At 61.6% G+C, this 13,298-nt stretch carries 12 protein-coding genes; 6 read left to right on the top strand and 6 right to left on the bottom strand.

The window, feature by feature from the left end:
- Positions 1 to 5: 5 nt before the first annotated feature.
- The 5 genes from ACIROY_RS03505 to ACIROY_RS03485 form a co-directional block, all read right to left on the bottom strand.
- On the bottom strand, positions 6 to 938 hold the full coding sequence (locus ACIROY_RS03505) for a BadF/BadG/BcrA/BcrD ATPase family protein (protein ID WP_402271107.1): 933 nt from the start codon (positions 936 to 938) through the stop codon (positions 6 to 8).
- Positions 939 to 946: 8 nt separating this feature from the next.
- Positions 947 to 2,071, bottom strand: a complete 1,125-nt coding sequence (locus ACIROY_RS03500; protein ID WP_402339706.1) for an ABC transporter ATP-binding protein — start codon at positions 2,069 to 2,071, stop codon at positions 947 to 949.
- Positions 2,072 to 2,091: 20 nt separating this feature from the next.
- Positions 2,092 to 3,009 (bottom strand): carbohydrate ABC transporter permease, encoded by a 918-nt coding sequence (locus tag ACIROY_RS03495; RefSeq protein WP_402339703.1) that lies wholly within the window; start codon positions 3,007 to 3,009, stop codon positions 2,092 to 2,094.
- 9 nt (positions 3,010 to 3,018) lie between these two features.
- Positions 3,019 to 3,933, bottom strand: coding sequence for a carbohydrate ABC transporter permease (locus tag ACIROY_RS03490; protein WP_402339701.1), 915 nt, complete (start codon positions 3,931 to 3,933; stop codon positions 3,019 to 3,021).
- A 111-nt stretch (positions 3,934 to 4,044) separates the two neighbouring features.
- On the bottom strand, positions 4,045 to 5,316 hold the full coding sequence (locus ACIROY_RS03485; protein WP_402339698.1) for an ABC transporter substrate-binding protein: 1,272 nt from the start codon (positions 5,314 to 5,316) through the stop codon (positions 4,045 to 4,047).
- 444 nt (positions 5,317 to 5,760) lie between these two features.
- Between ACIROY_RS03485 and ACIROY_RS03480 the strand changes: the two genes are divergently transcribed.
- From ACIROY_RS03480 to ACIROY_RS03460, 5 genes are all read left to right on the top strand, one after another.
- Positions 5,761 to 7,065: an ABC transporter substrate-binding protein gene (locus tag ACIROY_RS03480; protein WP_402339695.1), complete on the top strand. Its 1,305-nt coding sequence runs from the start codon at positions 5,761 to 5,763 to the stop codon at positions 7,063 to 7,065.
- An 11-nt stretch (positions 7,066 to 7,076) separates the two neighbouring features.
- On the top strand, positions 7,077 to 7,790 hold the full coding sequence (locus ACIROY_RS03475; protein ID WP_116432880.1) for a response regulator: 714 nt from the start codon (positions 7,077 to 7,079) through the stop codon (positions 7,788 to 7,790).
- A gap of 2 nt (positions 7,791 to 7,792) precedes the next feature.
- Positions 7,793 to 9,304, top strand: coding sequence for an ATP-binding protein (locus ACIROY_RS03470; protein ID WP_402271118.1), 1,512 nt, complete (start codon positions 7,793 to 7,795; stop codon positions 9,302 to 9,304).
- Between the two features lie 140 nt (positions 9,305 to 9,444).
- The gene (locus ACIROY_RS03465; RefSeq protein WP_402339693.1) at positions 9,445 to 10,329 is read left to right on the top strand and encodes an alpha/beta hydrolase; all 885 of its coding nucleotides are present in this window, start codon (positions 9,445 to 9,447) and stop codon (positions 10,327 to 10,329) included.
- A 22-nt stretch (positions 10,330 to 10,351) separates the two neighbouring features.
- The gene (locus tag ACIROY_RS03460) at positions 10,352 to 10,882 is read left to right on the top strand and encodes a DUF4118 domain-containing protein (protein WP_402271120.1); all 531 of its coding nucleotides are present in this window, start codon (positions 10,352 to 10,354) and stop codon (positions 10,880 to 10,882) included.
- A 1-nt stretch (position 10,883) separates the two neighbouring features.
- Here ACIROY_RS03460 and ACIROY_RS03455 read toward each other — a convergent pair whose 3' ends face one another.
- Positions 10,884 to 12,074: an IscS subfamily cysteine desulfurase gene (locus ACIROY_RS03455; protein WP_402339690.1), complete on the bottom strand. Its 1,191-nt coding sequence runs from the start codon at positions 12,072 to 12,074 to the stop codon at positions 10,884 to 10,886.
- Positions 12,075 to 12,321: 247 nt separating this feature from the next.
- Between ACIROY_RS03455 and ACIROY_RS03450 the strand changes: the two genes are divergently transcribed.
- Positions 12,322 to 13,251 carry a LysR family transcriptional regulator gene (locus tag ACIROY_RS03450; protein WP_402271123.1) on the top strand — a complete coding sequence of 310 codons (930 nt, stop codon included), beginning with the start codon at positions 12,322 to 12,324 and terminating at the stop codon, positions 13,249 to 13,251.
- Positions 13,252 to 13,298 lie beyond the last annotated feature (47 nt).

The raw sequence follows: 13,298 nt of genomic DNA, 5'->3' as shown, positions 1-13,298 counted from the left end.
CGTTTTCAGATAGTCAGACTTGAGGTCAAGGCGCGGCGCGCCAGCAGCAAGGCGCCGTCGGCCGCATCGGCCAGCGCCGGCATGATGCGTTGCCGCAGCGCCGGCGAAAAATAGTCGTGCAGCGCCCCGGCCAGGCCGCCGCACAGCGCCAGCGGCAATTGCCTGCCGGGATCGAGCGTGGCGGCCATCAGTTCCAGCTCCGCCGCCGCCTGGATCAGGATCGTGCGTGCCGCCTCGTCGTCGGCGGCGTGGGCGATGACCAGGCGCGCGAGCCGGGCGAAGGCGGCCTGGTCGGCTTGCGATAACCAATCGAGCACGACGTCGCGTTCGCTGCGGCCGGGATTGACGCCGGGATTCATGATTGCGCCGTCCGCTTCGCAAAATGCCACCGTCGCCGCCGACAAGGCGCCATGCGGCGCGCGGCCATCGACCACGTGCTGCGCGTGATTGATCGCGCGCAAGCCCATCCAGGCCCCGCTGGCGTCGTCGCCCGAGGGGAAGCCCCAGCCGTCGACCACATGTTCGCTGCCGTCGGGATACAAGGCCACGCCGATGGTGCCGGTGCCGACCGCGATGATGGCGCCGGGCCGGCCCTGATGTGCGCCGAGCAGGGTGGTGGTGGCGTCGCTGGCGATCTCCAGGGCGCCGAATGCGGGAGCGTGGGTGCGGAACTCTGCCGCCCATTGCGCCACGTTGTAACCGGCGACACCGATGCCCGCGGCCATGTGTGACAAGGGCGGCATGGCGAGCTTTGCGTGAGCGAAGGTGCTTTGCAGCGTGGTCAGGATGGCGTTCCAGGCGGCTGGTGCGCCGTTGCGCAGGGCCGAGCCGGGACCGATGGCTTCGGCCAGCACGGCGCCGTTAAGGTCCGCCACGCGCACCAGGGTCTTGGTGCCGCCGCCGTCTACGCCGATCAGATAGTCGCAGGAAGTTTCCATGCCCGGTCTCAATGATGGCGCGACGACACCAGGTTGCCGGGCTTTAAGCGACGCAGCGCGTTGCCGTCGGCGTCGAACACGTGGAAGGCGTTGCTGTCGGCGGACAGGACGATCTCTTCGCCGATGTCGACGTTGCGGTTGCCGTCGCCGCGCACCACGATGTCTTGTCCGCCGGACAGCGTGACGTAGATGAAGTTGGCTTCGCCCAGATGTTCAACCAGATTCACCTGGCCGCTGAACTGTTCGGAGCCGCTGGTGTTTTCATGAATATGTTCGGCGCGCAGGCCCAGCGTGACCTTGTCGCCGACGCTGGCGTTGCCGGGCACGACGTCGACGCGCACTTTGCGTCCGCCTGTCACTGCAACTTCAAGCCCGTCTTCCGCCACGGCCGTGACCAGGCCCGGCAGGAAGTTCATCTTCGGCGAACCGATGAAGCCGGCCACGAACAGGTTTTGCGGATGCTGGTACAGCTCCAGCGGCGTGCCGGCTTGCTGGATATGGCCGTCGTGCATGACCACGATCTTGTCGCCCAGCGTCATCGCCTCGACCTGGTCATGCGTGACGTAGACGATGGTGGCGGCCAGTTGCTTGTGCAGCTTGGCGATCTCCAGCCGGGTCTGCACGCGCAGCGCCGCGTCGAGGTTGGATAGCGGCTCGTCGAACAGGAACAGGCGCGGCTTGCGCACGATGGCGCGGCCGATGGCGACACGCTGGCGCTGGCCGCCGGACAGTTCGCGCGGCAGGCGTTCGAGCAGGTGATCGATCTTGAGGATGCCGGCGGCGTGGCGAATGCGCTCGTCGATGTCGGCCTTGTTGCTGCCGGCGATCTTGAGGCCGAAGGCCATGTTCTTGTACACGTTCATGTGCGGGTACAGCGCATAGCTTTGAAAGACCATGGCAATACCGCGCTTGGCCGGCGGCAGGTGGTTGACGACGTCGCCGCCGATGGCCAGCTCGCCGCCGCTGATGTCTTCGAGGCCGCACAGCATGCGCAGCAGCGTCGACTTGCCGCAGCCGGAGGGGCCGACCAGCACGCAGAACTCGCCGTCGTGGATGTCGAGGTTGAGGCCGGCCAGCACGTTCTGCTTGCCGTCGTAGGATTTCTTCAAGTCTTTGATGCTTACGTTTGCCATGATTGTCTACCTTGAATGGGTTACTTCACTGCGCCGGAAGTCAGGCCGCGGATCAGCTGGCGCGAGAACAGCGTGTACAGGATCAGGATCGGGATGACCGCCATCGACAAAGCCGCCAGCACCGAATTCCAGTCGGTGGCGTATTGGCCGATGAATTGCTGCACGCCCAGCGTCACGGTCTTGGTCTGGTCGCCCGGCGCCAGGATCAGCGGGAACCACAGGTCGTTCCACGCCGGGATCATGGTGAACACCGCCACCGTGGCGATGGCGGGGCGGATCAGCGGCAGGATGATCTGGAAGAAGATCTTGAATTCGCCGACGCCGTCGCAACGCGCCGCGTCCTTCAGCTCGGTCGGGATCTGGCGGATGAATTCGGACAGGATCATGACCGCCAGCGGCAGGCCTTGCGCGGTGTAGACCAGGATCAGCGCGGTGCGGGTGTTGATCAGGTCGAGCGCCACCACCAGTTGCAGGATGGACACGGTGCCGAGCCGGATCGGGATCATGATGCCGATCGCCATGAACAGCGTCATGAGGCGGTTGCCGCGGAATTTGTATTCCGACAGCGCCCAGCCGGCCATGGCGCCGAACAGCACGATCAGGATCAGCGATCCTATCGTCACCACCAGGCTGTTGCCGAAGTAGAGCAGGAAATTGGTGTTCGACAGCACCTTGTGAAAGCCGATCAGCGAAAAGCTGTCGACCGTCGGCAAGGCCATCGGGTTATCGAAAATCGCCTGGCGCGACTTGACCGAATTGATCAGGATCAGCGCAATCGGAAACAGCGCGATCACCGCATACAGACACAGCACGATGTGCACCCAGATGTGGCCGGCCGGGCCGAAGCTGCGCTGGATCAGCGACGGGCCGCGCGCGGTGCGCACTTTGTCGCGATTCTCTGGCGTCGCCGGTGCGATGGTGGAAGAAGCTGAAGTCATCGCGATTCCTTAAAGCTCGTAGCGGGTCAGCTTGCGCTGCACCAGATAAAAATACGTACCGACACCGGCCAGGATCACCAGGAACATCAGCGTCGCCACCGCCGCGCCCATGGTCGGGCTGCCGACTTGCGCCTGGTAGCCGAAGAAGGTGCGATAGAAGAAGGTGCCCAGCAGGTCGCTCGAATAGTTCGGTCCGGCCAGCGCGCCCTTGACCGAATAGATCAGGTCGAAGGCGTTGAAGTTGGCGACGAAGGTCAGGATCGTGACCAGCCCGAGCGTCGGCCAGATCAGCGGCAGCTTGATTTGCCAGAAGATGCGCAGGGCGCTGGCGCCTTCTGCATGGGCGGCTTCCAGCACTTCTTCAGGCACCGCCAACAGCGCGGCGTAGATCAGCATCATCGGGATGCCGATGTATTGCCACACCGAGATCAGCGACAGCGTGAACAGCGCGGTGGATTCCTGGCCGAGGAAGGGGGCGAAATAGTCGCCCAGGCCGACCAGCGTCATGAGCTTTTCGCCGACGCCCCACAGCGGCGAAATGATCAGTTGCCAGATGAAGCCGATGATCACGACTGACAGCAGCGTCGGCAGGAAAATCAGGGTGCGGTAAGTGCGGGCGCCACGCAGGCCCTTGAGGCTGAACAGCGTGGCCAGCAGCAGGCCGATCGGATTTTGCAGCAGCATGTGGATGCAGAAGAACTTGACGTTGTTCCACATGGCGTTCCAGAACGCCGCCGACCAGTCCGAATCGAACAGGATGGTGCGGTAGTTGTCGAGGCCGACGAAGCTGTGCACGCCGGCGTCGTTGCTGGTGTAGAAGCCCAGGCGCAGCGTGTCGAGCAGGGGCAGCGCGCTGAACATGGAATAAATGATGACCGCCGGCGCCAGGAAAGCGACGATGTGCCAGGGACGAGCTGTTTTCACTGTGACTCCGAAAGTGAAGACTGGAAAAACCTGAGTGCGTGGGCAGTCAAGCACCGGCGCAGATGGTGCTGCGCCGGCGTTGCTGCGATGCCGATTATTTTTGTGGTTTTTTTATTGCTGTGGCTTGTACCACTTGGCGAATCCGGTCTGGATCTTGGTCGCCGCATCCTTCGGCGTCATCTTGCCGTTCAGGACTTGCGCGTTGACGTTCCACATTTCGTTTTCCATGCTCGGCGTGCCGCGGTTGAGGATCTGCGAGTTCACGCGGATGGTCGACGAGCAGGACTTGCGCCAGTCGATCATCTGCTTGGCGATCGGATCCTTGACCGAGATCAGGTGGTTCGACAGCGAGAAGAAACCGGTGACCTTGTTGGTGTAGATGTCGGCGAACTCCTGCGAACCCAGCCATGCCAGGAACTTGTAGGCGTCTTCCTTGTTCTTGGATTTCTTGTTCACGCCCATGCCGATGTCGTTGTGGTCGGAGATGTAGCAGGCGTCGCCGGCCTTCGGCACCGGAGGAGGGAACACGCCCAGTTCCAGCTTGCTGCTGGCATTGGCGTTGAAGTAGGCGATGTCCCACGAACCGGCGGCATACACCGCGCCCTGGCCCAGCGCGAACATGTTCTGGCTGTCGCCGTACGTCTGTGCCGACGCGCCCTTGGACAGGTACTTGCCGAGCTTGGCTTCATATTCCCAGACGTTCAGGAATTGCGGATCGGTGAACTTGGCCTTGCCGGCGATGAGCGCCTTGCGGCCGGCTTCGCCCTTCCAGTAGTTGGGGCCGACGCCGGTGAACAGCACCTGGTGCGCTTCCCATTGATCGGCGGTGCCCAGCACCAGCGGCGTGTATTTGCCGCCGGCCTTGACGGTCTCGAGCAGCTTGAGGAATTCGGCTTCGGTCTTCGGCGGCTGCAGGTTCAGTTCCTTGAAGATCTTCTGGTTGTACAGGAAGCCGTGCATGACGGAGGCGATCGGCATGCAGAAAGTGTCCTTGCCGTCATCGGTCTGCCACGCCACCTTGGCGGAGGCCGGGAAGGATTCCATGCCGGCTTTTCCGTCGAGTTTTTCCAGGTGGCCCTTGTTGTACAGCGACAGCGAGACGTCGAACGGGCGGCAGGCGACCAGGTCGCCGGCAGTGCCGCCGGCCAGGCGCGCCGTCAGGGTGGAGTCGTATTCGGTCGGTGCGGTCGGCGAGAACTTGACGGTGACGCCGGGGTTCTTCTTCTGGAAGGCCGGGATCAGGACGTTTTCCCACAGCGCCAGGTCGTCGACGCGCCAGCTTTCGATAGTCAGCGTGCCGGCTTGCGCGTTGCCGCCGGCCAGCGCGAGCAGGACGGCGCTGCTGAGGGTGGCGAGGGCGAGGGCTTTTTTAACGGTTTGCATCAAAGGTCTCCTGGTTTTTTTACATTGATGAAGGCCGCTCTGAGCTTCCGAAAAAATTCGCAATTGCAGAGCCAGCGGCGCGACAGTAGCACCGGAGAATGTGTGATGCGAGCGTTTGGAAATACGCCTTAAGAAAACCGCTAAGTTATTGATTTAAATTGAAATTTGTTAAATTTTCGGTGCGGATGGATTACATATATTTACAGAGGATTTAAGCCGTTCCCGGTCGCCCCAAGCGCAGCGCTGCGGCCGCGTCTGTAAGGCGGCTTCGCACCAAAACAGGAAACTAAATAAAACATTACATTTCTTTACAAAACGTGAATCCAATTAATGTTCTTATCGCGTTGGGGCGCGGACTTACGCTATAGTCACACGCGCTTTGGAGACGGCAAAAAACTCAGAATGATAAAAATGACAAGGCCCGCATTGACGAGACACCGGGAGATGACGCTGCGCGCCGCAACATGCTTGTTGGCGGCGCTGCTGTCGTTGTGGCTGTTGTTTGCTGCGCAAGTTGCGCGTGCCGCCGGTCCAGTTGGACCGGCAAACTCGCCGGCCTCACTGCAGGTGCTGCACTGGTGGACTTCTTCCGGCGAGCGCAAGGCGGTGGACGTCCTGAGCAACAAGCTGGCGGAACAGAATATCCAGTGGCGCGATTTCGCGATTCCCGGCGGCGCCGGCATCGGCGCCGGCAAGGTCCTGAAAAGCATGGTGCTGGCCGGACATGCGCCTGAAGTCACGCAACTCAACGGCGTCATCTTCGGCGAATGGGCCGATCTGGGATTGCTGCTTGAGCTGGACAACGTCGCCGCCCAAGGCAACTGGCAGAAGCTGCTGTTTCCGACCGTGTGGTCGCTGCTGAACAATCACGGCCACGTCGTCGCGGCGCCGCTCGGCATCCATCGCATCAACAATCTCTATTACAACATTGCCGTGTTCAACCGGCTTGGCCTGAGCGTGCCGCGCAGCTGGGACGAGTTCGATAAGGTCGCCGCCAAATTGAAGCAGGCCGGCATTGCACCGCTGGCGCAGAGCAGCGAGTCGTGGCAGGTGGCGACGCTGTTCGAAACGCTGGTGCTGTCCGAAGGCGGACCGGCTTATTACCGTCAATTGTTTGTCGACCTCAGCCCGCGCGCATTCGCCGACGCACGCTTGCTGCGTGCGCTGAAACGCCTGCGTGAACTGAAGCAGGTCATGCAGTTGCCGGTGAAGGAACGTCCGTGGACCGAAGTGGCGCGCCAGCTGGCTGACGGCGAGGCGGGCATGTTCATCATGGGCGACTGGGCCAAGGGCGACTTCAACGCCTGGGGCCTGAGCGTCGACCAGCAATTCGGTTGTACCGCCGTGCCAGGCACGGCCGACTATCACCTGTACAGCATCGACACGCTGGCGATGTTCGCGGACGATTATTCACACCAGCCGGCGCAGGAAGTGCTGGCGCAGATCGCGATGTCGCCGGCGGTGCAATCCGACTACAATAAATTCAAGGGCGCCATCCCGGTCTGGCGTTCGCCGGACACCGGCAAGATGGACAGCTGTTCGCAGAATTCCTGGCGCGTGTTCAGCAAGGGCTCGGCTTATCTCGCGCCCAGCCTGGTGCATCGCATGGCCACCGACGAAACCACCAAGGACGCCATCGTGGCCGAGCTGCGGCGTTTCTTCGTCGATGACCAGATCAGCGAAGCCGAGGCGCAGCGACGGCTCGCCTCGATCGCCAGGGCGCTTTCGCGAACCGGAAAAGTGGAGTAAAGATCACCGTAATGACGCGCAAAATCCTCATCGTCGACGACGACCAGAAAACCCGGACTCTCCTCAAGACCTACCTGGAGAAGAACCAGTACGAAGTGCGCCTGGCGCATAACGGCGAAGCCTTCCTTGCCGAATTCCAGCGCTACGCCGACGAACTGTCGCTGGTGATCCTCGACGTCATGCTGCCGGATACCGACGGCTTCGCGCTGTGCAAGATCGTGCGGCGCAAATCGAATGTGCCGATCATCATGCTGACCGCCAGTTCGGACGAAACCGATCGGGTGGTCGGACTCGAGCTGGGTGCGGATGATTACATCGCCAAGCCGTACAGTCCGCGCGAACTGCTGGCGCGCATCAAGGCCATCCATCGCCGCACCGGCATCGACAATGCCGCCGCGCCGCGCTTCTATCGCTTCGTCGGTTTCACGCTGGACACGGTGGAGCGCACCTTGCTCGACAGTGCAGGGCAGGTGGTGGCGCTGACCGGGATGGATTATCAGTTGCTGAAGTACTTCGTCGAGCATCCCGGCGACGTGCTGGACCGCAACGTGCTCAGCGAAGAAACCCGCGGGCGCGACGCCGGGCCGCTGGACCGTTCGCTTGACGTGCAGATCAGCAAACTGCGCCTGCGTCTCAGTGATGACGGCAAGCAGCCGCACCTGATCAAGACGGTGCGCGGAGCAGGGTATGTGTTCTCGGCCGACGTGACGGCGGCAGCAGCCTGATCATGTCGGGATTGCCGCCGCCCCTGGCATGGCGCAGCCGCGCCTCAGCAACGGTCACGCGCGTGCTCGACCGGGTGCTGCCTAACTCGCTGCTGGGACGCTTGTCGGTGGTGATGATTTTCGGCGTGCTGGTGACGCAACTGGCCGGCGGATTGATCTGGGCCGCGCAGCTGCGCACCAAATCCGAGGCGGAGACACGCGTGGCGGCGCAGCATCTGGCGCACAGCGCGTCCGGGGCGATCCGCTATTTCATGACGCTGCCGGCGAACTACCGGCCGATCATGATCCAGCAACTGCGCGAAATGGGGGGCACGCGCTTCTTCATCAACGCCAATAGCGCGCTGGTGCCGATACCGCCGATCGCGCCCAATTCGCTGGCCGATATCGCCACCGAGGCGGCGGCCGAAACGCTGAAATCCGACCTCGCTTTCTTGCCCGAATTCCACCTGAGCTTCGCCTGGCCCGACAACCTGCCGGTGTCCGACGACGGGCTCAAGATCGGCGACCTGCCCGACAGCTGGGTGCAGCACATCCTGCTGATCAAGCCGAATCCGGCGCCGGTGCTGGTGATCCAGACCCAGATCGAGTCCGGAAAATGGCTGTACCTGGCGGCGCTGATGCCCAATCCGTATTTCCTCGACAGCAGCAATCCCTTGTCGCTGGACCGCGTGGTCCTGCAGGGACTGTCGCTGGCGGCGATCTTGCTGCTGACGATTCTGGTGGTGCGCTGGACCACGCGGCCGCTGGCGGCACTGTCGGACGCCGCCGAAGCCTTCGGCAAAGGCGAGACCGTGCCGGAGCTGCCGGAGACCGGCAGCCGTGAATTCGTCAAGACCGCGCGCGCCTTCAGCGGCATGCGCGAACGTATCAAGCGCTACCTGGAAGATCGCGAGCGCTTGTTTGTATCGATCTCGCATGACCTGCGCACGCCGATCACACGGCTCAAGCTGCGCACCGAGCTGCTCGACGACGACGACATGCGCACCGAGTTTCATGACGACCTCGACGAGCTCGACATGATGGTCAAGGGCGCGCTGCAATCGGTGAAAGACAGCGACATCCACGAAAACCGCACCGAAGTCCGGCTGGATGCGCTCGTGGCGCGCATGATCCGCGACGCCAGCATGGCCGGGCATGAGGTGGCGTTCGAGCCGTCCGGCGTCAACGTCATGGCCAAGCCGCTGGCCCTCAAACGGGCCATCGGCAACCTGTTCGACAACGCACTGCATTACGGCGAAAAGGTCGAAATCGCCATCCGCCAGTCGCAGGCGCTGGAAGGCGACATGGTCGAAATCGAGATCCGCGACCATGGCCCAGGCGTACCCGAAGACGCGATGGGCAGCCTGTTCCAGCCGTATGTCCGGCTCGAACACGGACGCAGCGCCAACAGCGGCGGCATGGGACTGGGGCTGGGAATCGCCCGCAACATCGTGCAGGCGCACGGCGGCGAACTGTTGCTGCGCAATCATCCACAGGGCGGCCTGATCGCGACCATCATCTTGCCGGCGCGTTGAACCCGGATGTTGCTGGGCAGTCGAAAAGGAGGTGCCAAATTGGCGTTCCTCGCAAAACCGGCTGAAATAATTCTCATACCCGTCTACAATGAGGGTTGATTAAATATCATCCTATTTAGTATCTCGTTGTCCACCATCGCATGAACCAGACTGTTCGCAACGACCATCAGCTAGAGCGCCAGGCAGACCGCCAAAAAGAGCATGCGGTGATCCTTTTGCACGGGCTATGCGGCTCCAGCCTGGAACTGGGCACCATCCCCAAGGCGCTCAAGAAGGCCAACTGCACCGTGGTCGAGATGCAGATTCCGAACTATTCCGCCTCAATGACCGATCCGCGCGTCACGCCCAACTGGATGGACTGGTGCGCCATGGTCGAGAGCAAGGTGGTCAAGCTCAAGGAAGAGCACAAGACCGTTTCGCTGTGCGGCCTCAGCATGGGCGCGACCCTGGCGCTGGCGGTGGCCAGCTTCAGCAAGGAAATCCTCAGCGTGGTGCTGCTGTCGCCGGTGCTGCGCTATGACGGCTGGTCGATTCCCTGGTATCACCGCCTGATGAACGTTCCGTATAGTCTCGGTTATCGCAACTGGACCTACAAGGAAAGCGATCCTTACGGCATCAAGAATTTTGAAATGCGCCGGCGCGTGGCGGCGGCGCTGAAGAAGGACGGCGTCGCGGCGGTCGGTGCAGCGGCGATTCCGGCGCGCCATCTGTGGGCGGCGCAAAAGCTGATGGCCTATGTAAGGCAGTCCTTGTCGCAGGTGCGCGCCAGCACGCTGGTGATCCATTCCATCGATGACGAGACGGCGGCGCCGCGCAACGCCGAAATGATCCTGGCCAACATCAACTCGGAAGTGCGCAAGGTGATCTGGCTGGGCGACTGCTACCATATCATCACCGTTGATAATGAACGCGAGATCGTGACCAACGAAGCGGCCCAGTTCATCCGGCGCAATATCGAGATGCACAGCAACGACATCTCGCTGAAATACCTGTTGCACAACTCTCCGCTGAAAGATCGCCGCTGACCGGCGGTGCAGAGGATCTTCCATGAGCATCATCAAACTCAAAAATTCCAAGCGCTGGAAAAACGGCGGCTTCTATCCCATCCTGTTCTGCCTGTGCGGCTTCGTGGTGGCGTTCATCCTGCGCTATGTGCTCAGCTCGGTGGTCGACGAATCGATGTCGATGCTGTTCTTCGCCATCAACTGCATCATCATGAGTTACTTCTTTGGCTATGTGTATTCGCTGGGACTGCTGGTGCTGGCGATCCCGACAGCGCTGTATTTTTTCCGCAAGCCGTATTACATGATGGATGGCCTGGGCAGCAAGGACGTGTTCCTGATCGTGGTCTACGGCAGCATCGTGATGCTGGCCGCGATCATCATCGAATGGTTGCAGCGCGAGCGTTATTCGGCGGTGCTGCAGCAGCGCGTGTCGGAAACCCGATACCAGATGTTGATCGAGTCCGACCAGGCGCGCCGCGCTGAATATGCGGAACATTTCGCTGCCGTAACCAAGCGCCAGGCCGAAGAGTCATCGGCGCCCGCGACTTCCGATTCAGCGCCAATCCAAAGCTGAGCTACTTCAGCAACAGTTTTTGCAGCGTTGCCACGGTGTAGTCGATTTCTGCGTCCGTCGTGTAGCGGCCCAGTGAAAACCGGATCGCGCTGCGCGCCAGCGCCGCCGACCGGCCCAGCGCCGTCAGTACGTAAGACGGCGCCGCATTGGCCGAATTACAGGCCGATCCGGCCGACACCGCAATATCCAGCAGTTGTCCCGCCACTGGCATTTCCCCACTGATGTCGAAACTCACATTGAGGTTGTGTGGAATGCGCGCCGTTGCGGAGCCGTTCAGCACCACTCCCGGCAAATCCTTCAATCCATCCCAAAGACGATCGCGCAGCACGCCGATGCGCGCGGCTTCGGTATCCTGCAAGCTCGCCGCCAGCGCAAACGCTTCACCCATGCCGACGATCTGGTGTGTCGGCAAGGTGCCTGAACGCATGCCGTTTTCATGACCGCCGCCGTCAATCTGCGCTTCCAGCCTGAGTGCGGGATTGTTGCGAACGAACAGAGCGCCGATCCCTTTCGGGCCGTAGATCTTGTGCGCGCTGAACGACATCAGATCCACCTTGAGCGTGGCCAGATCAATCGCGATCTTGCCGACCGCCTGCACCGCATCGACGTGGAAGACAATGCCGCGGGCGGCGCAAATTTCGCCCAGTTCGGCGATCGGCTGGATCACGCCGATTTCGTTGTTGACCATCATGACCGACGCCAGGATGGTGTCCGGACGCAGCGCCTCCTTGAATTGCTCGACAGTGATCAGGCCATCGGCCAGCGGCTGCAAAAAGGTGACGTCGAAGCCGGCGCGCTCCAGTGTATGCATGGTGTCCAGCACCGCCTTGTGCTCGGTGCTGACGGTGATCAGGTGCTTGCCGCGACCGGCTGCCCGCAGCGCATGGGCAGCGCTTTTCAGCGCCAGGTTGTTCGATTCGGTGGCGCCCGAGGTCCAGACGATTTCGTTGGCCTGCGCGCCGACCAGCGTGGCGACCTGCTTGCGCGCCTTCTCCACGGCAGCCTTGGCTTCCCAGCCGAATGAATGGGAACTGCTGGCCGGATTGCCGAATTTTTCCGTCAGGTAGGCAACCATGCGCGTAGCGACCAGCGGATCGACCGGCGTCGTCGCCGAATAGTCCAGATAGATAGGGAATTGTAGCGCGGACGGGTTGGCCGCAGCAGTGGAGATACAGGCGGAGGAAGCGTTCATGGCGGAATCCGGAAGAAAGATGCGCTTACGTTACGACGAAAATAATAGATGAAAAACGAATATAAAGTCATTTCATTATTCGTTTGTGTAATTTGCAATGTAAAGTCCAGGCGGGTGCGCCTTGGCGGACGGGCATACGTCGCGGGAGATTCTTAAGCTGATTTTCGTATTAACTTATGCAAAATGATTATACTTAATCAGAATAAATGTCTGTCTATAATTCGAAAATAATATAACTCATCATAGTATGGACTTAAATCAACTGGAAGCCTTTTCGGCGGTGATGACCATCGGCAGCGTGACTGGCGCCGGGCGCAGCCTCGGCCGCTCGCAGCCCGCCGTCAGCAAGGCGCTCCAGGATCTGGAAGGCGAACTCGGCTATGCCTTGTTCGATCGCAACGGCCCGCGCGTGACGCCGACCGACAAGGCATTCCTCTTGTACGAAGAAGTGGAGCGCTCGCTGGTCGGGCTGCGGACGATTCGCGAACGCGCGCTGGAAATCGGCCGCGAAGAACTCCAGCCCATCCATCTGGTGGCGACGCCCGCGCTGGCCTCGACGATTGCGCCGGCCGCGCTCAAGCTAATCGAAAAGCACGGCTTGCCCGAACATATCCACCTGCGCAGCGCCTCGGCCGAACAGGTCGTTCATTCGGTGCTGCATCGGACGGTGAGCCTCGGCCTGACCAGCCTGCCGGTTGCCCATCGCGGCCTCGACCTGCACTGGATCGGCCAGGCGCCGTGCGTGGCGGTGGTGCGCGCAGACAGTCCCTTGGCCAGGCTGGATGTCGTCACCGTCGACGCCTTGCGCAGCGAGCGCGTCATCACCATGTCCAACCGCTATCGCCTGCGCCAGCGTATCGACATGGCGCTGGCGCAGGACAAGCCGCTCGACGTCGCCATCGAAACCAATACCTCATTCAACGCCGTCATGGCCGCGCATGCCGGTCTCGGCGTGGCGCTGGTCGAACCGATGACCGCGCTGGGCATGCCCATCGAAGGCCTGGCGGTGCGGCCGCTGGCGGTCAACATCCCGTTTTACTTCGGCGTGGTCACGCCGTTCGGCAAGCCGGTGGACGCCGTGACGCAGGCGCTGATCGTGGCCATCGAGACGGCGGCGCGCAACATCCTGCACGGTTTCGTCCGACGCGATGCCGGCGACCACGACGATTTGCTGTAACGGCATCATGGACAAGGCAAGAACAGGCAACATGCAGACATACAATT

Source organism: Herbaspirillum sp. NPDC101396 (genome assembly GCF_044767365.1).
Taxonomy (GTDB): domain Bacteria; phylum Pseudomonadota; class Gammaproteobacteria; order Burkholderiales; family Burkholderiaceae_D; genus Herbaspirillum.
Note: the sequence above shows the minus strand (reverse complement) of the source record. Positions and strands in the feature narration are given on the sequence as shown.